Annotated in this window: 22 protein-coding genes; 12 read left to right on the forward strand and 10 right to left on the reverse strand. The window is 39.7% G+C overall.

All coding sequences use genetic code 11. From position 1 onward, the window contains the following. Nucleotides 1-46 precede the first annotated feature (46 nt). From NXG61_RS12080 to NXG61_RS12090, 3 genes are all read left to right on the forward strand, one after another. Entirely contained in the window at nucleotides 47-868 is an 822-nt protein-coding gene (locus NXG61_RS12080; RefSeq protein ID WP_307222741.1) for a Cof-type HAD-IIB family hydrolase, read from the forward strand. 72 nt (nucleotides 869-940) lie between these two features. Beyond that, nucleotides 941-2,332: an SGNH/GDSL hydrolase family protein gene (locus tag NXG61_RS12085; protein ID WP_307222739.1), complete on the forward strand. Its 1,392-nt coding sequence runs from the start codon at nucleotides 941-943 to the stop codon at nucleotides 2,330-2,332. A 153-nt stretch (nucleotides 2,333-2,485) separates the two neighbouring features. After that, nucleotides 2,486-3,655 (forward strand): FprA family A-type flavoprotein, encoded by a 1,170-nt coding sequence (locus NXG61_RS12090; protein ID WP_307222738.1) that lies wholly within the window; start codon nucleotides 2,486-2,488, stop codon nucleotides 3,653-3,655. Between the two features lie 113 nt (nucleotides 3,656-3,768). Here NXG61_RS12090 and pstA read toward each other — a convergent pair whose 3' ends face one another. Genes pstA through NXG61_RS12105 form a run of 3 tightly spaced genes read right to left on the reverse strand, consistent with a single transcriptional unit; the run spans nucleotide 3,769 to nucleotide 6,407 of the window. Continuing rightward, a complete protein-coding gene (gene pstA / locus NXG61_RS12095) occupies nucleotides 3,769-4,629 on the reverse strand; it encodes a phosphate ABC transporter permease PstA (protein WP_196604876.1) in 861 nt (286 codons plus the stop codon). After that, nucleotides 4,629-5,513 carry a phosphate ABC transporter permease subunit PstC gene (gene pstC / locus NXG61_RS12100; RefSeq protein ID WP_196604877.1) on the reverse strand — a complete coding sequence of 295 codons (885 nt, stop codon included), beginning with the start codon at nucleotides 5,511-5,513 and terminating at the stop codon, nucleotides 4,629-4,631. Before pstC ends, pstA begins: the two co-directional genes overlap by 1 nt. An 18-nt stretch (nucleotides 5,514-5,531) precedes the next feature. Continuing rightward, nucleotides 5,532-6,407, reverse strand: a complete 876-nt coding sequence (locus NXG61_RS12105; RefSeq protein WP_196604879.1) for a phosphate ABC transporter substrate-binding protein — start codon at nucleotides 6,405-6,407, stop codon at nucleotides 5,532-5,534. A 236-nt stretch (nucleotides 6,408-6,643) separates the two neighbouring features. On the opposite strand from NXG61_RS12105, the gene NXG61_RS12110 reads away from it, so the two are divergent. The 6 genes from NXG61_RS12110 to NXG61_RS12135 all read left to right on the forward strand — a co-directional run bounded on the left by NXG61_RS12110 (nucleotide 6,644) and on the right by NXG61_RS12135 (nucleotide 13,866). Continuing rightward, entirely contained in the window at nucleotides 6,644-7,327 is a 684-nt protein-coding gene (locus tag NXG61_RS12110; protein WP_196604881.1) for a response regulator transcription factor, read from the forward strand. 60 nt (nucleotides 7,328-7,387) lie between these two features. Continuing rightward, complete coding sequence (locus NXG61_RS12115) at nucleotides 7,388-8,323, forward strand: phosphatase (protein ID WP_307222734.1); 936 nt, start codon at nucleotides 7,388-7,390, stop codon at nucleotides 8,321-8,323. Between the two features lie 4 nt (nucleotides 8,324-8,327). Then, nucleotides 8,328-10,382, forward strand: a complete 2,055-nt coding sequence (ppk1, locus tag NXG61_RS12120; RefSeq protein WP_307222732.1) for a polyphosphate kinase 1 — start codon at nucleotides 8,328-8,330, stop codon at nucleotides 10,380-10,382. 150 nt (nucleotides 10,383-10,532) lie between these two features. After that, on the forward strand, nucleotides 10,533-11,288 hold the full coding sequence (pstB, locus tag NXG61_RS12125; RefSeq protein ID WP_196604885.1) for a phosphate ABC transporter ATP-binding protein PstB: 756 nt from the start codon (nucleotides 10,533-10,535) through the stop codon (nucleotides 11,286-11,288). Nucleotides 11,289-11,306: 18 nt separating this feature from the next. Further along, complete coding sequence (phoU, locus tag NXG61_RS12130; RefSeq protein ID WP_196604887.1) at nucleotides 11,307-11,963, forward strand: phosphate signaling complex protein PhoU; 657 nt, start codon at nucleotides 11,307-11,309, stop codon at nucleotides 11,961-11,963. A 118-nt stretch (nucleotides 11,964-12,081) separates the two neighbouring features. After that, nucleotides 12,082-13,866, forward strand: a complete 1,785-nt coding sequence (locus NXG61_RS12135) for a HAMP domain-containing sensor histidine kinase (protein WP_432748942.1) — start codon at nucleotides 12,082-12,084, stop codon at nucleotides 13,864-13,866. A gap of 23 nt (nucleotides 13,867-13,889) precedes the next feature. On the opposite strand, the gene NXG61_RS12140 is transcribed toward NXG61_RS12135, so the two are convergent. Beyond that, nucleotides 13,890-14,390 (reverse strand): DNA-deoxyinosine glycosylase, encoded by a 501-nt coding sequence (locus NXG61_RS12140; RefSeq protein ID WP_307222727.1) that lies wholly within the window; start codon nucleotides 14,388-14,390, stop codon nucleotides 13,890-13,892. Between the two features lie 346 nt (nucleotides 14,391-14,736). On the opposite strand from NXG61_RS12140, the gene clpB reads away from it, so the two are divergent. The 3 genes from clpB (at nucleotide 14,737) to NXG61_RS12155 (ending at nucleotide 18,302) form a co-directional block, all read left to right on the forward strand. Continuing rightward, nucleotides 14,737-17,310 carry an ATP-dependent chaperone ClpB gene (gene clpB / locus NXG61_RS12145; RefSeq protein WP_307222725.1) on the forward strand — a complete coding sequence of 858 codons (2,574 nt, stop codon included), beginning with the start codon at nucleotides 14,737-14,739 and terminating at the stop codon, nucleotides 17,308-17,310. Between the two features lie 156 nt (nucleotides 17,311-17,466). Beyond that, nucleotides 17,467-17,715 carry a hypothetical protein gene (locus tag NXG61_RS12150; RefSeq protein ID WP_432748943.1) on the forward strand — a complete coding sequence of 83 codons (249 nt, stop codon included), beginning with the start codon at nucleotides 17,467-17,469 and terminating at the stop codon, nucleotides 17,713-17,715. Nucleotides 17,716-17,831: 116 nt separating this feature from the next. Next, nucleotides 17,832-18,302 (forward strand): hypothetical protein, encoded by a 471-nt coding sequence (locus NXG61_RS12155; RefSeq protein WP_307222721.1) that lies wholly within the window; start codon nucleotides 17,832-17,834, stop codon nucleotides 18,300-18,302. Between the two features lie 110 nt (nucleotides 18,303-18,412). On the opposite strand, the gene rnc is transcribed toward NXG61_RS12155, so the two are convergent. From rnc to fabD, 6 genes are all read right to left on the reverse strand, one after another. Beyond that, nucleotides 18,413-19,120: a ribonuclease III gene (rnc, locus tag NXG61_RS12160; protein WP_307222719.1), complete on the reverse strand. Its 708-nt coding sequence runs from the start codon at nucleotides 19,118-19,120 to the stop codon at nucleotides 18,413-18,415. A gap of 13 nt (nucleotides 19,121-19,133) precedes the next feature. Beyond that, nucleotides 19,134-20,375 carry a beta-ketoacyl-ACP synthase II gene (gene fabF, locus NXG61_RS12165; RefSeq protein WP_196604899.1) on the reverse strand — a complete coding sequence of 414 codons (1,242 nt, stop codon included), beginning with the start codon at nucleotides 20,373-20,375 and terminating at the stop codon, nucleotides 19,134-19,136. A gap of 16 nt (nucleotides 20,376-20,391) precedes the next feature. After that, nucleotides 20,392-21,336 (reverse strand): NAD(P)H-dependent flavin oxidoreductase, encoded by a 945-nt coding sequence (locus NXG61_RS12170; RefSeq protein ID WP_196604901.1) that lies wholly within the window; start codon nucleotides 21,334-21,336, stop codon nucleotides 20,392-20,394. A 70-nt stretch (nucleotides 21,337-21,406) separates the two neighbouring features. Further along, on the reverse strand, nucleotides 21,407-21,637 hold the full coding sequence (locus NXG61_RS12175) for an acyl carrier protein (RefSeq protein WP_196604902.1): 231 nt from the start codon (nucleotides 21,635-21,637) through the stop codon (nucleotides 21,407-21,409). Nucleotides 21,638-21,682: 45 nt separating this feature from the next. After that, nucleotides 21,683-22,426, reverse strand: a complete 744-nt coding sequence (fabG, locus tag NXG61_RS12180; RefSeq protein ID WP_196604904.1) for a 3-oxoacyl-[acyl-carrier-protein] reductase — start codon at nucleotides 22,424-22,426, stop codon at nucleotides 21,683-21,685. Nucleotide 22,427: 1 nt separating this feature from the next. Next, nucleotides 22,428-23,369, reverse strand: a complete 942-nt coding sequence (gene fabD, locus NXG61_RS12185; protein WP_307222715.1) for an ACP S-malonyltransferase — start codon at nucleotides 23,367-23,369, stop codon at nucleotides 22,428-22,430. Nucleotides 23,370-23,498: the final 129 nt, after the last annotated feature.

A 23,498-nucleotide genomic window follows, 5' to 3' on the forward strand; every position in this document is an offset into this window, starting at 1 on the left:
AGAATATTACATATATTTATATTTATTTGTGAAAGGATTAATATTAATGGCAGTAAAGTTGATTGCTCTGGATATGGACGGTACCACGCTCAATGATGAACAGACAATATCTGACCAAAATCGTGCGGCAATAAATGAAGCTCTTAAAAGAGGCATAACGGTAACTGTCTGCACAGGACGCAGCAACACTGAATTAGCACCGATCATGGCTCTTCTCCCCGAACTGCGTTATTTCATAAACGGCAACGGCTGCAAAATTTATGACAAAAAGCTGGATAAAATTATATTATCCGATCCGCTGACATTTTCAGCTGCCAACACTATTTACAGAATAGTCCGCGAGTATCCTGTAATGCTTGAGGTATATACAAACAATCAGATTTATACCTCCCAATCCTGCTACGATCATGCTGCAAAATATGTGCCGGATCATTTTGTACAGCTCGTCCTCGATACTCGTACACCACTGGAAAATTTAAAAGCTCTTTTCCGGCCTGAATGGCAAAAATTGATTTATAAAATGAATATCTTTTATAATAATGCAGAAAATTTTGAAGCCATTCGTGAAAGATGCAAGGGTCTGCCGGCAGAAATGACAGGTTCTTCTGATGCCAACCTCGAATTCAACAGTCTGACCGCGACTAAAGGAAACGCAGTGCACATGCTTGCCAGCACCCTGAATATCACTGCAGATGAAGTTATGACTATAGGCGACGGAAGCAATGATATCTCTATGCTGAAATATGCCGGTTATTCGGTATCTATGGAAAATGCTATCACTGATGCAAAAAAAGCCGCCAAATATCAAACTTTGAATAATAATGAACATGGTGTGGCTGCCGCTATTAAAAAATATGCTCTTCTCTGATATATCCGGTACGGACAGCCGAATATATCATCCGTTCATATTAGGCAGTCCGTATTGGAAAGGAAATGCCCTGTGAAATATACTATTATCCTCATAGTTTTGATCAATATCTTTATTTTATCGGGAGATGCGTACAGTTATAAGCAGCTTTATCCCGCTCTTGAAATAACTACACATTACACTGAAGAAAACCCTGCTTCAGCAGCCCCGCTGCTGCGCTGGAACGAAAACACCAAGGCTGTTTACTATGAGCTTGAAGTTTTTGATAAAATTCCTGATAGATTAAGTACAAATTCTGTTTCGGCAGAACATATCTATTTTACAAACCAGGTATTTGTAAATGCCTTCAATCTTCCAATCGCGGAAATCACGGAAGGCTGTCATAAAAACCTATATTGGCGGGTACGGGCAATGGATTTTGACAACAAGCCTGTGACAAATTTTTCGGCATTGGAATTGCTTTATACTGACGGTCATCCGTCAGAAATCAATTCACCGGTTACCAACACCAATTATAATCATGGCAACGGGTCCGTTCTTTTATATCCTGTTTATCAATGGATTCCCAACGCAGGTGCTGTTAAATTTGAAGTAGAGGTCTTATCGGCTCCCCCGGAAAATCCTAATGGAACAGAGCCTTCAATGTATCGCATCTTTTCCAGCACTATAGACTTTTCCTGCGAGTATTACGATCCTCATTCGCGTATAGGTACCTATTATTGGCGGGTTCGCGGTATTGACAGCGATGGCCGGCCGATAGGAGTATATTCAAATGCAGAACGATTCAGTAATGAACCCTCCGCTGATTATCAGGTAGGCATTTTTGGTGACAGCATAAGCCACGGCGGCGGACATCTTTCTTACAGCCCCGCTGATTTTGAATTCAGCTATTCTTCCTATCTTAATTTTCCCTCAATAAATTTGTCGGAAAGCGGCGACACTATAGAAATGATGGTAAATCGTTTTGATAAAGATGTTCTCCCTTTTGCCCCCAGATATTTGATCATTATGGGAGCGAGCAACAGCCTGCGTGCCGGTGTTTCCGCCGATAAAATAATAATCGGCCTGAAAATCCTTCAGCAGAAATGTCAGGAAAATGACATTCAGCCTATATTGCTGACATTGCCTACGATAAACCCGCATAATATAAATAAAATTTTTACGGAAAGCACATCATCAAACTGGCCGTATGAATTTAACAAAGTAAACAATTATATCCGTACACGTGTTCATATTGATACCGCTGCAGAATTCCCTGTCCCACCGGAAATTCTGCCTACAGAATTTGCTCTTGACGGACTGCACCTTGATGATAACGGCAAGGCAATAATGGGACATACGATAAATGAAAATTGGAGCAATGTACTCGCACAGATCACTGAAGATAACGATGAAGACAAAGTAACCGTGACCGCAAAGGAAATGGAGCTTTTCAGAAGCATACCCGATGTATACGATCTATAAGCCATATTATAACTGTTTTCCGTTATTTCATAGAGCATACAGACACATAAATATTATTTCTGTGTCTGCACAAATACGGTTAATATTAATTGTGTCTATTTTTTACCAGTGATATAATAATGGTAGATTATTTTTAGAAAGGCAGGGACTATTATGCAGGCAGTTGAGATAAAAAAAGGAATCTATTGGGTTGGTGTTATTGATTGGAACTTGCGCAATTTTCATGGATATCGGACAGGCAGAGGATCTTCTTATAATGCTTATTTGATCATTGATGAGAAAATTACACTCATTGATACGGCAAAAATAAGCTTTAAGGATGAAATCTTAGAACGTATATCTTCTGTAATCGACCCATCAAAGATTGATTATATTATTTGCAACCATCTTGAACAGGATCATTCAGGATCTATTCCTGCGATAATGGAAAAATGCCCCAATGCACAAATTTTCACATGCATTCCAAACGGCTTAAAAAATATTCCCAAATTCTATGGCGATCTGAATTACAAAGGCGTAAAGGCCGGTGACTCCTTAAATATCGGCTCAAGGACTTTAAATTTTATTCCTGTTCCTATGCTTCACTGGCCTGACAGCATGTTCACCTACTGCCCGGAAGAGAAAATACTTTTTTCCAACGACGGTTTTGGTCAGCACTTTGCCGCTACTGAACGTTTTGACGATCAGGTGGATTTTGGTGTACTTATGTATGAAGCGAAAAAATATTATGCCAACATATTGATGTTGTATGGGCGTCAGGCCAAAATCGCTCTTTCTGCCTTAAAAGATTTGAGTGTTGAAATGATAGCCACGGGTCATGGAATAATCTGGAGAAAACATATACAGGAAATCATAGACAATTACAGCAAATGGGCAGAAGGGGAAACCAATGAAGAAGCTGTAGTAGTTTATGACAGCATGTGGCATTCTACCGAAACCATGGCCCGGACAATTACTGATGCATTTTCGTGCAGAAATATTCCTGTCTGCATGTACGACTTAAAGGAAAGTCATATATCAGATATAGTTACTGAAGTTCTCACAAAAAAATATCTGGCTGTCGGTTCACCCACTCTGAATAATAATATGATGCCTACAGTTGCGGCTTTTCTCTGCTACCTGAAAGGGCTGTCGCCAAAAGAACATAACAGACTTGCCTTTGCTTTTGGTTCTTATGGCTGGGGTGGGCAAAGTATAGGTCAGGTTGAGGATGAACTGAAAAGTTCCGGTTTTACCATTTGTCTGGATAAAATGAGTATAAAAAATATTCCTGCCAAGGAAGAATTGGAAAATATTACAAGGACAATGCTTCAAAAATTTTAACAATATATAATATTTCTGTACCGGATAAAAAGAGCTAGAGCTAAATAGCGATTATTCCAAAAATAAAAAGACTGCCAATGAAGAAAAAATTTCATTGGCAGTCTTTTTGTACTCTATTTACTTATGATCCCCATACGCTTCTGGATGATCCTAAGCGGAATAGTCAATATCAAATTAAAAAGCAAAATGACTATTATGAGCAGCGCACCTATCCCGTCAGCAATAAGCTCTCTATCCGGAACCAAACCCACTGACATCAGATACCACATATGCACAGCCAGAGTTTCTCCTGCTGCCGTGACATCAGTATCAAACATATGTCTTGATACCGTCGTGCCTGCAGTAAAAATCAAAATGGCTGTTTCACCCAAAGCACGGCCTGCCGTCAGGATAATTCCCGTTATTATCCCGGCCAGCGACGACGGTAAAACGACCTTGTAAATAGTCTGCCATTTAGTTGCTCCCATTGCCAGGCTTGCTTCTCTATATGACTTAGGCACCAATTTAATAGATTCTTCTGTAACTCGCACTAAAAGAGGCAGATTCAAAAGAACTAACGTGAGTGTACCGCTTAATATGCTGAATCCCAATCCCATCATATTTACAAATATGATCATACCAAACAACCCCAGAACGATAGACGGCACAGTTGCCAAACTTTCTATACTGAGTCTGATAATTTTTGTGAGAATATTATCTTTTGCATATTCTGCCAGATATATTCCCGCGCCGAGTGCGATCGGTACAGATATTCCGAGCGATAAAAACAACAGATAAAACGAATTGAATAATTGCCCGCCGACTCCTCCGCCTGCAGTGATATCACTTGATTTATTAAAAATAAAATCAAAGGAAAGCACCGGAAGACCCTTATACAAAATATAACCAAGAAATACACACAGCAGAAGCAAAATAAAAAAACCGGTAAACCATAAAATACATATGGCTATTTTGTTCACAAGTTTAGCATTCATTATGCATACCTCCGGGCGCCTATTCGTTTTATGAGCAGTATCATCAGCAGCGATACCACCAGCAGGACCAGCGCCATTAAGAATAATGCATTCCCCCATGCTGACCCGAAGGGTGTATTGCCCATTTCTATGACTATATCACTTGTCAGCGTTGCCGTCGGTGAAAATAAAGATGTAGGCAGCAGCGGTGTGTTGCCTATGACCATTTGCACCGCCATCGTTTCCCCAACAGCTCTTGCCATTGCCAAAACTATGGCGGTCAATATCCCCGGTGCAGCCGACGGTATAATGACTTTGTATAAGGTCTGCCAATATGTGGCACCCAATGCCAGTGATGCTTCCTCAAGAGGTTTAGGTACACCATTGAGCGCATCTTCACTGATACTGATTATCGTCGGCAGAATCATTATGGACAGTATGAGCGATGTGACAAAAATACCATATCCCATACTTACGTTAAATACGATCCGTATGAATGGTATCATGACAGTTAACCCTATATAACCATATACCACAGAAGGAATAGCCACATAAAGATCCACTGCCGGACGCATCAGATCACGAAGTTTTTTTGGTGCTATTTTGGACATAAACACGGCACCCAAAAGGCCTATGGGAGTACCTATAATTATCGCCAGCAATGTCACGGCTACAGATCCCAATATAAAACTTAAAGCCCCATATTTATGCATACCGGGGTTCCATTTATCGGTGAAAAAAAATTCAGCAGGGCTGACGTCCTGAAACGTCATCAACCCCTGCTTACCGACAAAAAATATAATGGAAAAAATTATTATGGTCATCAATGCCGCACAAGCGATAAACAAATACCGCACATATCGATCATATACTAATTTTCGTTGATGATTGAAATCTTTTTCCATATTTTTTACCTTTGTAAATTACTTTTTCATTTTATTGACTGGAATAAATCCTAATTTTTCAACCTGTGAATTTTGGAATTCATCACCCATTACATAATCAATGAATGCTTTTACCGCACCTTTAGGTTCACCTTTAGTGTACATGTGTTCATAACCGTAAACAGGATATTTACCGTCAATAACTGCCTGTGCAGAGAAAGCTACTCCATCAAGAGAAAATGTTTTTACACTTTTATCAGCATAAGCCCCATCCACATAACCGATAGATCCGGGAGTTGTCGCCACGCCTTTTAATACAGCACCGTTTGAATCCTGAATTGACGCATTATCAGTAAATTCCTGTCCCTTGAGGATAGTAGCGGTGATAATAGCGCGGGAACCGGAAGATTTAGCACGATGAATAATAGTGATGGGTTGGTCATCTCCACCGACTTCTTTCCAATTGGTGATTTTCCCAGTAAATATATCTGTTGCCTGCTGCATAGTCAGATTCGAAACTTTATTGTCCGTACTGGTTATCAATACAAAAGGTGCGACAGCAACTTTATGATCGACAAGACCTTTATCCTTATATTCATCTGGCAGATCAACGTCTGAATTACCTATATCAACTGCACCTTCAGATACCTGATTCATGCCGGTGAACGATCCACCGCCTGCAATATTTATAGTAACTTTTTCGTGTTCTTTTTCAAAAGCTTCCTGCGCAGGTTTCAACATTGGCAGCAATGCCGTAGAACCTGAAGCTGATACCTTGCCTTCAAGAGCAGTTTTATCACCGCTGCCTGAAGAAGCCGCGCTGTTGTCACTGCTGCCGCAGCCTGCAAACAGCATCGTACTTACCACCATAGTTCCAAGAACAGCCAACAATTTTTTCTTTCCGCTAAAAAGCATTTTAAAACCTCCAAAATAAATTTTATGTAAGATTTCAGCTGCAGCATATATCCGCCACGCATACATCTTCCGTGCTTTATGTTCATTCTATCGTATCCTTCGCGCCAGCTTGTTACGTATTTGTTAAGGTTTTGTTAAGTGTTGACGGAAATTATATTTCTCAATAGGATATCGGTAAAATTTAGCGAAGGTATTATGTAAGTTCAACACAAATTCAATGATAATGGAGAGTTTAAATGAAGATTTTAGTCGTTGATGATGAAGCACCTATTCGTGAGTTACTGGTTTTTAATCTAAAAAAGAATGGTTATGACACTGTTACCGCCGATAATGGTTTGACCGCCGTGGAACTTGCCCAATCGGAAAAGGACCTTTCATTGATCCTGCTGGATATTATGCTGCCGCAGATAGACGGTTTTGAAGTGTGCCGGCGTCTTAAACAGAATAAGGCAACATCAAAAATTCCTATAATCATGATAACTGCCAAAGATGAAGAAATAGATAAGGTACTTGGACTCGAACTTGGTGCGGACGATTACACAACAAAACCATTTGGCATGCGTGAACTGATTGCACGCGTCAAAGCTGTCCTGAGACGCAGCACAAAAGACCAGCCGGAGGGTGAACTAATTATCGGGCCTTTAAAAATCAATTTCAATGCTTATACTGCTTCTCTCAACAATGAGCAGCTTATGCTTACACCCAAGGAATATGATCTGCTGAAATTATTTGTCACAAATGAAGGCAAAGCATTTTCACGCGATGAACTTCTGGAAAAGGTCTGGGGGTATGAATATTACGGTGACACAAGAACAGTGGATGTACATGTCCGTCATCTGCGGGCAAAGCTGCAATCCGAACCATCAATAAGTGACGGAATAAAAACGGTGCGCGGTGTCGGTTATCGTTTTACAAAATAATTTTTTCATTATCTAAAAAAATAATTTTCCCCTATTTTGAAAACAGTGAGGCGATCTTTAATGTATGCAGTAATAGATATCGGTTCCAATACCATCCGGCTTGTAATTTACAAGATAGAGAACGGTTCATATACGGTTCTCCTCAATAAAAAAGAAATGGCAGCGCTGGCTTCTTACGTCAATGATAATATGATGAGCGCTGCCGGCATAGATAAAGCATGCCACATCTTATTGATATTTAAAAAAATAGCCGGTGATCTGAATATAGAAGAAATCCATGCGTTTGCCACTGCAGCTCTGAGAAATATTTCCAACAGTGAATATGCCGTAAAGGAAATAGAAGACAGAACAGGCTTAAAAATAAATGTTATCAGCGGAAAGACAGAAGCTACCTTGGATTTCATCGGTGCCGCAAGAACTGTCAGTCTCACCAGCGGCCTTTTGATCGACATAGGCGGTGCGAGTACAGAGCTGGTAGCCTATGAAGAAATGAAAATAAAACAGGCAATCAGTCTGCCTATAGGTTCACTGAGTGCTTATCGCAAATATGTTATGCATTTCTTCCCTAATAAGGATGAGCAGAAAAAGATTCGAGGGAAAGTTTTACAGCTTCTGGACAAACAGGAAGCTCAAAGCTTTGCTCCGGATTATCCCGATATTTGCGGTGTAGGCGGAACTATCAGATCTACTAAGGATGTGTACAATTCTCTTTTTGGTCTGAGCCTGCAAAATAGAAATATGCGCGCGGAATATATAAACGGAATAATAAAACCGTTTTTAAGCAAAAAAAGTAAAACCCATATTGACCGCCGCACGCTGGATACACTGCTTGATATTGTTCCTGATCGCATCCGCACTATTTTACCGGGTATGATCATATTGGAAACCCTGATCACTCGTTTCAATGCAAAATCGATTCTTATAAGCCGGGCCGGTGTCCGTGAAGGCTATTTAACAAAAATGATATTAAAAGAATTCGATGATATTGAGGTGTAGCAAAATGATAAAAAAAATTAATCCTGTATATACTCAAAATCGTGAATTATCTTGGCTCAAATTTAATGAACGTGTTTTGGAAGAGGCTGAGGACGAAACAGTTCCCCTTTATGAGCGTTTGAAATTTTTAGCTATTTTTAATAGCAATCTGGATGAATTTTATATGATACGTGTCGGCAGCCTTTATGATCTCTCACTTGAAAATACATTAAAATTTGACAATAAAAGTTTTTTGACACCAAGTCAGCAGCTGGAGAAGATATTTGCAGCCACAAAGGTTTTATATAAAAAAAGGGCTGTACTTTCTGCAAAACTAGAACGCGCCTGTAATGCTGCCGGCATACAGCGTAAAAAATCCGGCAGACTCGGCAAAACTGAACAGTCCTTTGTAAAAGACTATTTTCAAACACAAATATTTCCTCTCCTGTCGCCACTGGTAATAAATGTACGCCACCCATTCCCTCATTTGATAAATAAAGCTCTTTACATCGCCGTCTCTTTAAAGGAAAAGAAAAATAATATCCTGGGGATCATTCCTATTCCTCAAAATCTTCCCAAGCTGCTTTACCTGCCGGGCAGGAAAACAAAATATATATTATTGGAAGATATTGTCCTTCATTACGCTGAAAAAATATTCAATCTTTATGACGTTGAAAAAAAAGCAATTATCAGCGTGACTCGCAATGCAGATATAAGTCTCGATGACGAGGAATTTGAGCTCGGTGAAGATTACTTGCAGCACATGCGCAAAAGCTTAAAGAAGCGCGGAAAACTTGCTGCGGTGCGTATGGAAATAAACGGAGAGACATCTCCATCAATGCTCAATTATCTGATTGAGCATTTGAACATAAAAAAGGAACAAATATTTTTCTGCCGTACACCTATAAATCTTTCTTATCTTCTCTCATTTGCTGAAAAACTTACAGTCGAACAAAAAGCGCTTTTTATGTATCCCCCGTTTACATCTTCCAATAAATGCTCTATACCACAAAATACCGGCATGATCGAATATATACGGCATAAGGACTTGCTTTTGAATTATCCCTACCAAAGTTTTGATTTATTTTTAAAACTGATAAAAGAAGCCGTTTATGATGATTCTGTTTTCGCCATAAAGATAACCATTTATCGTATAGGAAAAAGAAAAGCCAAGCTGATACAGCTGCTCGCAATAGCCGCTGAGCTTGGCAAAGAAGTCACCGTTTTAATGGAATTGCGTGCCCGCTTCGATGAAGCTAATAATATAAGCTGGGCAGAAATGCTCCAGGATGCCGGCTGCAAGGTAATATACGGCATAGAAGGTTATAAGGTTCATGCCAAAATATGTCTCATAATGCGCCGGGAAAACAGTAAAATAGAATACATCACCCAGATAGGCACCGGTAACTATAATGCTCAGACAGCCAGCCTTTACACGGATCTTGCTCTTTTCACCACATCAGACGATATAGGCCTTGATGCCGTCCAGTTTTTTCAAAATATGGGGACAGATAATCTCCATGGTAATTATAATTCCCTTTTATCTGCACCGAACAGTCTAAAACCAGATTTAATACGCCTTATCCATGAAGAACGGGACCGTGCTATAAATGGGCAAATATCTCATATATTGCTCAAAATGAATTCACTTACGGATCGTGAACTCATTGATGCTCTGGCAGAAGCTTCACAGGCGGGTGTCAAGATAAAAATGATCATCCGCGGCATCTGCTGCATTAAGCCTGGAATAAAGGACAAGACAGACAATATAAAAGTCATAAATATTGTAGGTAGATTTTTGGAACATTCACGGATATTTTGTTTTGGCAGCGGAGAAAATACTAAAATTTATATTTCTTCCGCTGATTGGATGACCAGGAATACAGAACACCGCGTGGAAATAGCATGTCCGATCTATGATGCGGATTTGAAAGAGACCATTTACCAGAGTATGCTCATCATGTGGCGCGACACTGTAAAAGCGCGCAAGCTTAATGCCGACGGCAATTATGAGAAACTTTCCGCAAAGCTTCCCCGGTTCGACAGCCAAACATTTTTTCTGAAGCAATATACAGAATAGGCTGCCTCATTCTGACTGTAAAATAAATAGAAACCAAACAAAAAGTCAATGCCGTTTTATCTTTTATTTACAATAATTTAACATTTAACTAACAATCAAAATTACTTTCCATGCTATATTTGTCATTAAGATGTATCAGGAGGAAATAAAATGCAATATAAAATGCAGGCCAAAAATTTGAATTTATATTACGGCAGCAAACAGGCTTTATTTAATATCTCACTTGATGTTCCGTCCAACAAGGTCGTTGCTCTGATCGGTCCTTCCGGCTGCGGCAAGTCTACTTTTCTGAAAACACTTAACCGTATGAATGATTTAATAGACAGTGTACATATTGACGGCGATATATTTTTGGACGGAAACGATATATATGCCCCTGATACAGACATCGTATATCTGCGCAAGCGTGTCGGTATGGTATTCCAGCGCCCTAATCCGTTTCCTATGTCCATATATGAAAATATAGCATATGGTCCCCGCATTCATGGCACAAGAAATAAAAACCAGCTGAACGAAATAGTGGAAAAAAGTCTTCGCAACGCTGCCTTATGGGATGAAGTGAAAGATCGTCTCAATGATTCTGCAATGGGAATGTCCGGTGGTCAGCAGCAGCGCCTCTGTATAGCGCGCGTACTTGCGGTCGAACCGGAAGTCATTCTCATGGATGAACCGTGTTCCGCACTTGATCCTATTTCCACTATGAAGATAGAAGAACTGGTAGCCGAATTGAAAAAAAATTACACTATCGTAATGGTAACCCATAACATGCAGCAGGCCGCACGTGTATCTGATTATACAGCATTTTTCCTCAACGGAAAATTAATCGAACACGACATAACAGATGTAATATTTACCAACCCTGCCGACAAACAAACTGAAGATTACATATCCGGACGTTTCGGCTAAGAAAGGAAGATCTTGCTAATGGAAAATCAAGTGACAAGAAAAGCTTATATTGAAGACCTTGCAAGGATACAGGAAAAAATTGTTGAAATGGGGATAGCGGCAGAAACAGCTGCTAAAAATTCAATAAAAGCTCTTTTAAATTTCGATAAAAAATTGGCAGCACAGGTAATGGAGAATGATGATATTATTGACCAGCTGCTTATCGAAACAGAGGACGCCTGCATCTTACTTATAGCCAAACAGCAGCCAATAGCCCATGATCTTAGAGTGATCGCTACATCTTTTAAAATTTCCACAGATTTAGAACGTATAGGTGATCATGCCTTTGATATAGCAAGAATTACCAGTAACCTAGAAAAACCTTTTAATTTTGACAAATCCCATATAAAAGCGTTATCTGACTGTGCCATATCAATGATCAACATGTCCATCAAGGCTTATAAAAATGCTGATGTGAATTTAGCCGAAAAAGTCTGCAACGAAGATGATAATGCGGATTCTCTTTTTGCCAAAACATTGACAGAAATCTCCGACCATACATTGGCAGGCGCTGTACCGGAATTTGTTTTTATATCGCGTTATCTTGAAAGAATAGGTGACCATGCCACCAATATTGCCGAATGGGTCATATATTTGGAAACAGCCGAACGTATGCGCAAGACAAAAAAAATTTAGAAAATAGTCTGTTTTTCTACACGTAACCCTCAGTATTATAATGTACTGAGGGCTTTTACATTTTCAACATGAGTGATACAATAAAGCTGTTTCGTTATAAATGGAAAGGAATTTGCCGATGTTAAAATCAAGTATCAGCAGACGCCTGACAATATACTCACTAGTTCTGATAATTCTTCCTCTTCTGATATGCAGCATATATATGGTAGACTATTTCTATAAGATAAATATTCAGGATAAAACCAGTTCCTTAGAAAATCAGGCTAAAACTGTAGCTGCTATATCACATATATATTTTGAAAAAAAAGATAATGCCGATATGTCACTCCTGCAAGCCATCAGCTCTGATACAGGACTGCGGATAACATTGGTCAACACCTCTGGAGAGGTGGTCTATGATTCGTCCCATGACAGTGAATCAATGGATAATCATGAAGATCGTCCGGAAATCCAAAATGCACTGCATACTGGCATAGGCTCATCTATAAGACACAGTGAAACACTGCAAAAAAATTTACTTTATGTTGCCGTTCCTGTATATGATAATGGTGTTTTGCTGGGAGTAAGCCGTACATCTTTAAGCATTACGCCCCTTGAAAAATCCTATGACAGTATGCGCAATAATATTTTGTTTATATTTTTCGCCGTGACTATCATCGCTATCAGCATAGGCATGATCCTTACACGCCGCTTCACCAATCCCATAAAGCAGATGACTCTGGACGCGCAAAAAATAATCAACGGGGATCTAAGTACCCGTATGAGAATAAACACCGCAGATGAATTAGAATTTCTCGCAGCTGCTATCAATAAACTTACCAGCCGCCTGCTTCGCAAAATCAATGATTCGCAGGCAAAAGCCCATACTTTATCCCTTATATTGGATAATATGGATAATGCAGTTATTTTATTGAATGAGAATGGTCTTATCACAGAGGCTAATAAACAGGCTAAGGATATGTTTAAAATAACACCTGATATTATCAAAACATACAGTATCAATTTTATAGGCAACACAGTCATCAGTGACACAGCCAAAACTTGCGCACAAGAAAATAAAAATAAAAAAATAACGCTCAGGATAAAATTAGGTGCCACAGAAAAAACTTTTATTGTATTTTTTGCACCATTCACCAGCGAAACAAAACAAAGCATAGTATGCGTGTTCCATGACATATCACTGATGCAGGAAATAACAGACAGACAAAATATTTTTGTTGCCAATGCGGCACATGAGCTTTCTACCCCCTTAACCTCTATTAAGGGCTTCAGTGAAACTTTGCTGGACAGTGACTTAACAGAAGCAGAAACTTCCCGGCATTTTTTGAAAATTATTTATGAAGAAAGCTGCCGCATGCAATATCTGGTAAAAAATCTTCTGCAATTGGCGAAATTGAACAGCAATGATTATAAAAAACAGGTTGCTACTACTAATATTGATTGTACAGATGCATTGAAAAAAATAATAAAAACCATGACACCATTTTTGGAACAAAAGGGGCAGTTTTTCGAAACTAATTTTTCATCTGAAAACTTAGTAATAAAAGCGAATCCAGATCTATTTACACAAATTTTTATTAATTTAATCGAAAATGCCGTAAAATACAGTCCTGATAAAGGTAAACTTCTTCTCGCATGCAGCCGGGACAAAGATAAAGCTGTATTTACCATAAAAGACAATGGTGTCGGTATCGCCAAGACAGATATTCCATTTATTTTCGATAGATTTTACCGAAGTGATAAATCACGTGCCAGACAGGATATTGGTGGGTCCGGGATTGGACTGTCCCTGGTAAAATTTCTCGTTGAATTGTTCAGTGGGAAAATATTTGCAAGCAGCGAATTGAACAAAGGTACCACATTCACAATAATATTTCCCCTGCAAAGAAATATTGATTCTTAATAGTTTTTCTATTTTAAAAGACTTTAGGACTGCTTCAATATGATCTGCCACTTTTCCTCCAGCATTTCCATTTTAAAACGGGCATTAGCCGGACTTGTAGATGGCAAAAGATAAATTATGTATTTATTGCTGTCAAGAATTTGTTTGTTATATTTTTTAAAACACTGATATGCCTTGCCTCCGTTAAAGCACAACATATTTATATTCCGATATCTTTGAAAAAACTCATTAAAATCATTTGGTGTTTCTTTCTGTATTGCTGAATCCAGACTGCCTTCCCTTTCACAAAATGCAATTGAATCCCATAAAGCAATATGCCTGTCCAAAATCATTTTCAACCTTTCCCCATAATTTACAGGTGTAATCTCATAACCCAGTAATTTAGCCATAAGGCGCCAAAATCTATTCTGTGGATGCGCATAATACTGTTTATGCGACAACGAAACAATGCTGGGCATTGATCCAAGGATCAAAAGCTTTGAGTGGCTGTTTACCACAGGAGTAAATCCCTTGCATTCTGACATACTATAATCTCCTCCCCGCAGAACATCTAACAATTTTATTACTTACCATACTATATAAGAATAGTTGAAACCGTTTTTCTAAGATGATTATTTCATTATACAGTAGTTAATATATTTTACAAGCTGCACTGATATTCACTCTAATTAGTTATCTAATCTATATAAAAAAACAACTAACTTAAAATATTAATCATGAAACAATAAATCAATCAAAATATTTATAAAAAGTCAAAAGGTCTAATTTTTTATTTGACTTTTTGACTTTTTGTTATTATAATAGCATTGTAATCAAAAATCAATACAATAATTATAAATTAGTAATCTGTCAAATTAGGAGGTACATACTATGCCAGAAGAAAAATATACACAAAAAGTTTTGACTGCATTACAGAGTTCTCAGCAAAATGCGGCATTGCATTATCATCAGGAAATAACGTCTGCTCACGTTCTACTATCTCTTGTTAAGGAACCCGAAGGCCTCCTTGCAACTATATTTGATGAATGCAAAACGGATTTACCCATGCTGAAAGTCCGTCTGGAGCAAAATCTTAACAAAATCCCTGCGGTAAAAGGACAGGATCGTCTTTCCATGAGTGTGGAACTGTCCCGGGTTTTAGGAAGAGCACGTCAAATTGCTGACAATATGAAGGATGAATATATCAGTACTGAACATTTGCTTTTGGCAATTATAGATGCCGCGGATGAAAGCTGCCAAAAGCTATGCAAAGATTTTGGTCTCAGTAAATCAAAAATACAAGCTATAGTTAAAACCAACAGAAAAAACAATGTTAACTCCGACAATCCTGAGAGCGAATATAAATCCTTGGAAAAATATGGCCGTGATCTGACTGATGCGGCACGCCGCGGCAAGCTGGACCCTGTGATAGGAAGAGATGAAGAAATTCGCCGCACTATAGAAATTCTCTCACGCCGCACAAAAAATAATCCTGTTCTCATCGGTGAACCTGGGGTGGGCAAAACGGCCATTGTCGAAGGACTGGCCAGACGCATAGTCGGCGGTGATGTTCCCGAATCTCTAAAAAATAAGAAATTATATTCGCTGGATCTTGGCTCTTTGGTAGCCGGAGCGAAATTCCGCGGCGAATTTGAAGAACGCCTGAAGGCAGTTTTAAATGAAATTGCTAAATCAGACGGACAAATTCTTCTTTTCATCGATGAAGTGCATACTGTTGTCGGTGCCGGTGCTGCCGAAGGTGCTATGGATGCCGGCAATATCTTAAAACCAATGCTGGCTCGCGGTGAACTGCGCTGCATCGGGGCGACTACATTAAATGAATATCGAAAATATATCGAAAAAGATACCGCTTTGGAACGGCGTTTTCAGCCTGTAATGGTAGGCGAACCAAATGTTGAAGATACTATTTCCATCCTGCGCGGCTTGAAGGAACGTTACGAAGTCCATCACGGTGTAAGAATACGTGACAATGCTCTTATCTCTGCGGCAGTTCTTTCCGATCGCTATATATCTGACAGATTTTTGCCCGATAAGGCAATCGATCTGGTAGATGAAGCAGCTGCAAAACTTCGTACTGAAATTGAATCCATGCCTGCTCCGCTTGATGAAATACGCAGAAAAATATTGCAGTTAAAAATAGAAGAACAGGCCTTAACCAAGGAAACGGATGAACCTTCAAGGGAACGTCTGCAAAAGCTTACCGAAGAAATAAAGGCTACTGAAAATGAAGAAACAGGCTGGAAAAAACAGTGGGAACACGAAAAGCAGCTAATCACGCGCACCCGCGGTATAAAACAGGAAATTGACAATATAAAGAATGAAATGGCTAAAGCCGAACGTGACGGTGATCTGCAAAAAGCATCAGAACTCAGATATGGCAAGCTGCCTTCTTTGCAGCAGGAACTTTTAGTTCAAGAAAAATCAATGGCGGAAAACAAGGATTCTCGTCTTCTCAAGGAAGAAGTCAGTGAAGAAGATATTGCTCAGGTCGTCAGCCGCTGGACAGGTATTCCTGTAGCCAAAATGATGACAGGAGAACGAGAAAAACTTATTCACTTGGAAGATGAACTGCATAAACGTGTCATTGGACAGGATGAGGCCGTGAAGGCCGTCAGCGAATCCATTCTAAGAGCTCGTGCCGGTATCAAAGATCCTGATCGGCCTATCGGCTCGTTTATTTTTCTCGGCCCTACAGGTGTAGGCAAGACCGAACTTGCCAAAACATTGGCAGAATCGTTGTTTGATGATGAACGCTCGATGATTCGTATAGATATGTCCGAATATATGGAAAAGCATTCTGTATCACGTCTTATCGGCGCTCCTCCGGGCTATGTGGGGTATGATGAAGGCGGGCAGCTTACAGAAGCCGTGCGCCGCCATCCGTACAGTGTTATATTACTTGATGAAATAGAAAAAGCTCATGCAGATATATTCAATATTCTCCTCCAGATACTTGATGATGGACGTCTCACTGACGGAAAAGGCCGTGTCGTAAATTTTAAAAATACCATCATTATTATGACATCCAATCTTGGATCTCATGAAATTCTGGAAGAAACAGATTTCACCAAGGCTAAAAAAGACGTACTTGAATTGCTGAAAAACTATTTTCGTCCGGAATTTCTTAATAGAATTGATGACATAATTGTATTCAAAGGTTTAGCAAAAAGCCAAGTTAAAAAAATTGCTGCAATATTGCTTGAAACATTGAATAAGCGTTTACAAAAGCAAGTTAAAATCAATATAGCATGGTCTGACGATGTTCTCACCAAGCTGGCAGAAAACGGTTTTGATCCTCAATTTGGTGCACGTCCCTTGCGTCGTTTATTGACGCATACAATTGAAACCGCACTCAGTAAGGAAATAATCAAGGGATCTGTCAAGGAAGGCAGCACGGCCAAAATAGGTCTTGAAAATGGTGAATTCACTTTTACAGCAGAATAGTTATTTTTTTCCAAAGAAAAAAACGGTCTTATGTAAGGCCGTTTTTTGTTCTTTATTTTCAAATGTCACAATAATGTCACACATTTTATTTTTGCAAATGCTATACTTTATCCATAAACAGTAAACAAATATTTACTAATAGAAAGAGTGATAAATATGCTGAGAAATAAAATGAAAAAAATAATTGCTTTTATTCTTTCGTCTTTTATGGTAATAACTGTATTGGGGACTACAATGGCAGAAGCACATCCGATGTACAATTCCCATCCTTCAGCCAGACATGAAGAACGCCGTCATAACCCACCTTCACACAAAGATAACGATAAAGGACATTCTACTGGTGAAGTGACCACAGCTGCTATCATAGGTGCCGTGCTTGGTGCAGTAGTGGCTAAAAATACCTGATTATCATATGCCGTTATTAACTTTGTTTATAAAATGATTGCATACACCTATTATTTTATTTATAAAAAAAACGATATAATAAGTGTATACAATAAAATTATAGGGAGTGTAGCAGCATGTATATTTCAAAAGCATCGAGCAGTTCATCTTATTCTGCGTCGTCTTCTTCATCATCGGGTACTTCATCTTCCAGTTCGGTTGCTCAACTTGAAGCACAAAAGAGCCAATATCAGCAGGAATTGCTATCCATTCAGACTGACTCATCCTCGTCTTTAACAACTTCATCGGCTTCAGGTACATCCTCATCTTCCTCTTCAACCTCCGTTTCCACTCAGGAAGCTCAGATTGAAAAGAAAATTGAAGAAATTAATGAAGAAATAGCTAAAGTTAAGAGTGAAAATACTTCTAAGACTTCCAATACACCAAAAGCCAGTAACAGCAGCACTAATGACGATTCCGATGATCAGGATGACGATTCGTTGAATAAAGTTGGGTCCGCTTATTCCACTTCTATTTCCAATGAAGGCTACGCTGCTCTAAAAAACTCACAAAACAGCACTAATTTCGTTGACAGTTCTTATAAATAAAAATAGTCACATTATAATCAGCAATACAATAATAGTCACAAGAAAAAACAGGATTTCCTGCTCTTTCTTGTGACTATTACTTTACATAAACTATGGGCAAAAAAGAGGAATCATAAAATTCCATATTCTTTTAATGCTTCCATAGCAGCATGCTGTTCCGCTTCTTTTTTACTGCTGCCTATGCCAAAGCCTTTTTGTTTTCCGCTGACAACAGCAGCAAAACGAAAACATTTTGCATGATCGGGCCCTGTTTCATCTATCAGCTTATATTCGATACATGCGCCGTGACTTTGTACAACTTCCTGCAATATAGTTTTATAATCTTTTAAATTATATCCCTGTTCAACAGCAATAAGAGCACTATCCAATTTATCAAGAATATACATACGCGCCGTCTGCCAGCCTTGGTCTAGATATATGGCACCAATCACCGACTCAAAAGCATCCGCCAAGATAGAAGGTCTTTTATTCCCTCCCGTCATACGTTCACCCTTGCCCAGCAAAAGATATTTTCCCACACCAAGCCTGGCTGATAAATCAGCCAGGGTAGTTTCACAAACAACGGAAGCACGTGCTTTTGTCATTTCACCCTCCGGCATTTGCGGGAATTTATTAAACAAATATGTGCTGCATGCCAATTCCAGCACAGCATCACCAAGGAATTCCAGTCGCTCATTATGGATTACACCGTTTTTGACTTCATTGGCATATGATGTATGGGTAAGAGCAGTATCCAACAAAGATAAATCCGCAAATTTCACGCCTAGACGTGAAGATAAAACTAATAAATTTTCCTTACGTTCTATTGAAAGACTCATTATAAAACCCGGCTTATTTAAATTTTTTCAAAAGTATCGCCGCATTATGTCCACCGAATCCCAAGGAATCGGAAATTGCTGCATTGACAACTTTTTTTCTGGCCTTATTAGGAACATAATCAAGGTCCAGTTCTTCATCGGGAGTTTCTAAATTTATAGTGGCCGGCATGATATCATTTTTAACAGTCAATGCGGTCGCTATACATTCAATACCACCCGCAGCGCCAAGCAGATGACCAATCATTGATTTGATTGAACTTACCGCCAGTTTATATGCATGATCACCAAAGGCTCTCTTTATAGCAGCGGTCTCTGTTCTTTCATTCAGTTGTGTGGACGTGCCGTGAGCGTTTATATAGTCAATATTTTCCGGCTCAAGCCCCGCATCTTTTATTGCCAGTGTAAAACATCTGGCCGGCTGAATAGCCGCCGGAGCAGGACTCGTTATATGATATGCGTCCGAAGTAGCTGCATAACCGGAAACTTCCGCATAGATTTCCGCATTACGTTTAACAGCATGCTCCAAACTTTCTAATATAACTATTCCTGATCCCTCACCCATTACAAATCCGCTGCGGTTTTTATCAAAAGGACGTGACGCTTTTTCCGGATTATCGTTCATATCCGTACACAGTGCCTTCATAGAAGCAAAGCCCGCTACCGGCAACGGAGATATACAAGCTTCCGTACCCCCTGCCACCATAACATCAGCTTCTCCTCTTTGAATCACTCGCATAGCATCGCCTATTGCGTTAGTTCCGGTGGCACATGCCGTTATCGGGCAGGAACTTGGTCCCTGAAGGCCAAAAGTAATGGATGTCTGACCCGTTGCCATATTCGCAATCATCATCGGCACACAAAAAGGACTTACTCTATTCGGCCCTTTTTCCAATATGACAGTATATTGTTCATGCATGGTTTCTATACCGCCGATACCCGTACCAATAAATACGCCTATACGTTCTTTATCTTCTTTCGTCAAATCCATTCCGGCATCTTCAAAAGCAAGCCTGGTAGCCGTAATAGCAAATTGCGTATACCGATCCATTCTTTTTGCTTCTTTTTTATCTATAAAGTCGGTCGGCTCAAAATCATTAATCTGCCCCGCAATCTGAGCTTTAAATTCAGCAGCATCAAAATGCGTAATTTTTCCGATGCCTGATTTTCCGGACAGCAACCCTTCCCAAAACTTATTTTTGCCAATACCAATAGGTGAAACTGCACCTAGACCGGTAATAACTACTCTGTCTGCCAAAATATACACCTCGCCTTTAATTCGCTTCAGCAGCCTGTTGTTTCAAGCGCGCAAATATTTCCCTGACTGGTAATATCTCCTGTATTTTATGAATATATTCACCAGCAAAAACCAATCCTGTTTCAACGTCTCCCTGCTGCGCTCTTTCCAAAGCCTTTATAATACAGAAATTATGCTTGCAATTTTTCAAACAATTATCACACTGCTTAATCGGAACAGGCCCCTGCATTATTTTTTCTGAAAACGGATTGCGCACGGCACGACCTGGAAGGCCCACCGGACTTTGTATTACAACTATATCCTTGGGATCAGCCTTCAAATAAAAATCCTTTAAAGCCGGTGCCGCATTTGATTCCTCACTAGCAGCAAACCTTGATCCCATCTGGACACCGTTAGCTCCCATTTTTATAAAATCAACAATATCCTGACCCGTGAGAACTCCCCCTGCCGCAATAATAGGCAGACTGACTGCATTGCGAATCTCAGGAATCAATGTCTTTATCGAAATATCTGTTCCCAAATGTCCGCCCGCTTCTTTGCCTTCCACCACGACAGCAGCAGCGCCAAGATGTTGTGAAATTTTCGCCAGTTTAGCGGAAGATACTATCGGTACAATAGGAGTAGCCGATTCCTTGCCGATTCCAAACATATCACGGGAAAAACCAGCTCCCGCAACGACAAGGTCTATACCTTCCTTAATAGCAGTCTTCATTAATTCACTAAATTTTTTAGCAGCTACCATTATATTGATACCAATAATCCCAGATGTTAAAGAACGGGCCAAGCGAATTTCATATCTCAATTCGTCATTTGTCATACCGGACGCAGCGATCAAACCAATACCGCCTTCATTTGCTACTGCTGCAGCAAGACGAGCTGTCGACAGTCTTATTGCCATGCCGCCCTGAATAACCGGTACTTTTGCGATCTTATCGCCAATCTTAAGCTCCGGAAGTATCAAAATAACTCCTCCTATCACTTTCGCTTTTATCAGTTAAGGAGGGCAGAAGCCCTCCTTCTGATTAAGAGTCTTATTTGTTCTGGTCTATATAGGTTACAACATCCTGAACGTTTTTGATTTTTTCAGCAGCTTCATCTGGAATTTCAATACCAAATTCTTCTTCAAAAGCCATGATCAATTCAACAATATCAAGTGAATCAGCCCCTAAATCATCAATGAAAGTGGAGTCAATATTAACATCGTCTGCTTCAACACCTAACTGTTCTACAACAATATCTCTAACTTTTTCAAATGTCGACATATGTTGCTCACCTCCTCCCATAAAGTCAACTTATCTAATTTAATATCACATCACCATGCCGCCATCAACGTTTATAACCTGACCTGTTATGTAAGCAGCTCTATCAGAAACTAAAAACAGCACAGTGTTTGCTACATCTTCCGGACTTCCCATTTTACCTAAAGGGATATCACTTAATATATTTTCTTTTGCTTTATCTGAAATTACTGATGTCATATCAGTAGAAATAAATCCCGGTGCCACAGCATTAACTGTTATGCCGCGTGCAGCCAGTTCACGGGCAAGAGATTTAGTAAAACCGATCACACCTGCCTTTGCGGCTGCATAATTGGCCTGTCCTATATTTCCTGTCATCCCGACAACAGATGCCATATTTATTATTCTTCCGGCACGTTTCTTCATCATGAGTTTGGCAACTATCTTTGTACAGTTAAAAACGCCTGTCAAATTTGTATTTATAACAGCATCCCAATCCTGTTTTTTCATTCTGGCCAGTAAAGTATCACGTGTGATCCCCGCATTATTGACCAAAATATCAAGTGTGCCATATTCAGCAATTACCGCATCAATCATTTTTCCAGCAGCTTCCTCATCGGAAACATCAGCCTTTACAATAATGGCTTTACCGCCGTTACCAATAATTTCTGCTTTTACTGCTTCCGCAGCTTTGGTATTGCCTGCGTAGTTAACAGCAACCAGCGCTCCGTTTGCTGCAAGAGATAATGCTATTGAGCGGCCTATACCTCGTGAAGCGCCCGTAACCAAAGCTACCTTGCCTTCTAAAAGCATTTTAGCGAACCTCCTGCAAATAATCAAGCGTTTTTTGTAAAGAAGCTATATTTTCTACATTGAGAGATGTCAACATTTTATCAATACGTTTATTGAATCCGCATAAAACTTTTCCCGGCCCGGCTTCCAAATATACGTCCGCACCGTATTCTTTCATCGTTTCTATACAATCTTCCCATTTTACAGGGCTTGCTGCCTGTTTGACAAGACTCTTCTTAATGTCCTCAGCCTTTACAATCGACGCGCCGGTAACATTAGCCGTAACAGGTATATGCGCATCGTGTATCGCTATCTTATCAAGCTCTGCCGCAAGTTTTTCTGCTGCCGGCTGCATGAGGTCACTGTGGAAAGGCGCGCTTACCGGTAAAAGTACGCATTTTTTAGCCCCGGCCTCTTTAAGTTTTACCACGGCAGCATTCACTCCCTCGGTAGTACCCGCAACGACAACCTGTCCCGGGCAGTTAAAGTTCACTGCCTGAACCAAGGCCGTTTTGCTTATCTGCCCGCAGATTTCAACAATGATGTTTCTGTCAAGACCAATTACAGCAGCCATGCTGCCTTCACCGACAGGAACAGCCTCCTGCATAAAACTGCCGCGTCTGTTTACCAAATAAACAGCATCGGCAAAGTTTAATGCCCCGGCAGTGACAAGAGCAGAATATTCACCCAAACTATGTCCGCCGACTATGTCCGGTTCTATTCCATGTTCCTGCAAAATAGCGGCAGCAATAGCACTCACTGTCAAAATAGCCGGTTGTGTATTAGCTGTAAGACGCAGTTTTTCTTCCGGTCCGTTAAAACACATATCCATTATGGAATAGCCCAACGCATCATCTGCTTCTTTGAACATCTTCTTTGCAAGATCATAGTGTTCAAATAAATCTTTTCCCATACCTACTGATTGAGAACCCTGTCCTGGAAAAACAAATGCAAGTTTATTCATAAAGAACTATGTCCTTTCATTATCTTACTAAAATAATTATAATGCATAACAATTATCCGGTGACCAATTAGCTTATTCATGTGTTCTTTGCATATGATAAAAGAATATATGAATAGCGATCAAATCAGC

Origin of the sequence: Pectinatus haikarae (assembly GCF_050916305.1) — a bacterium.
GTDB lineage: Bacteria > Bacillota > Negativicutes > Selenomonadales > Selenomonadaceae > Pectinatus > Pectinatus haikarae.

Bases quoted from the DNA above. Each gene is read 5' to 3' on its own strand.
- NXG61_RS12080 (WP_307222741.1), top strand. From the start codon at position 47: ATGGCAGTAAAGTTGATTGCTCTGGATATGGACGGTACCACGCTCAAT.
- NXG61_RS12090 (WP_307222738.1), top strand. From the start codon at position 2,486: ATGCAGGCAGTTGAGATAAAAAAAGGAATCTATTGGGTTGGTGTTATT.
- pstA (WP_196604876.1), bottom strand. From the start codon at position 4,629: ATGAATGCTAAACTTGTGAACAAAATAGCCATATGTATTTTATGGTTT.
- pstC (WP_196604877.1), bottom strand. From the start codon at position 5,513: ATGGAAAAAGATTTCAATCATCAACGAAAATTAGTATATGATCGATAT.
- NXG61_RS12105 (WP_196604879.1), bottom strand. From the start codon at position 6,407: ATGCTTTTTAGCGGAAAGAAAAAATTGTTGGCTGTTCTTGGAACTATG.
- NXG61_RS12110 (WP_196604881.1), top strand. From the start codon at position 6,644: ATGAAGATTTTAGTCGTTGATGATGAAGCACCTATTCGTGAGTTACTG.
- NXG61_RS12115 (WP_307222734.1), top strand. From the start codon at position 7,388: ATGTATGCAGTAATAGATATCGGTTCCAATACCATCCGGCTTGTAATT.
- ppk1 (WP_307222732.1), top strand. From the start codon at position 8,328: ATGATAAAAAAAATTAATCCTGTATATACTCAAAATCGTGAATTATCT.
- pstB (WP_196604885.1), top strand. From the start codon at position 10,533: ATGCAATATAAAATGCAGGCCAAAAATTTGAATTTATATTACGGCAGC.
- phoU (WP_196604887.1), top strand. From the start codon at position 11,307: ATGGAAAATCAAGTGACAAGAAAAGCTTATATTGAAGACCTTGCAAGG.
- NXG61_RS12135 (WP_432748942.1), top strand. From the start codon at position 12,082: ATGTTAAAATCAAGTATCAGCAGACGCCTGACAATATACTCACTAGTT.
- NXG61_RS12140 (WP_307222727.1), bottom strand. From the start codon at position 14,390: ATGTCAGAATGCAAGGGATTTACTCCTGTGGTAAACAGCCACTCAAAG.
- clpB (WP_307222725.1), top strand. From the start codon at position 14,737: ATGCCAGAAGAAAAATATACACAAAAAGTTTTGACTGCATTACAGAGT.
- NXG61_RS12150 (WP_432748943.1), top strand. From the start codon at position 17,467: ATGCTGAGAAATAAAATGAAAAAAATAATTGCTTTTATTCTTTCGTCT.
- NXG61_RS12155 (WP_307222721.1), top strand. From the start codon at position 17,832: ATGTATATTTCAAAAGCATCGAGCAGTTCATCTTATTCTGCGTCGTCT.
- rnc (WP_307222719.1), bottom strand. From the start codon at position 19,120: ATGAGTCTTTCAATAGAACGTAAGGAAAATTTATTAGTTTTATCTTCA.
- NXG61_RS12175 (WP_196604902.1), bottom strand. From the start codon at position 21,637: ATGTCGACATTTGAAAAAGTTAGAGATATTGTTGTAGAACAGTTAGGT.
- fabG (WP_196604904.1), bottom strand. From the start codon at position 22,426: ATGCTTTTAGAAGGCAAGGTAGCTTTGGTTACGGGCGCTTCACGAGGT.
- fabD (WP_307222715.1), bottom strand. From the start codon at position 23,369: ATGAATAAACTTGCATTTGTTTTTCCAGGACAGGGTTCTCAATCAGTA.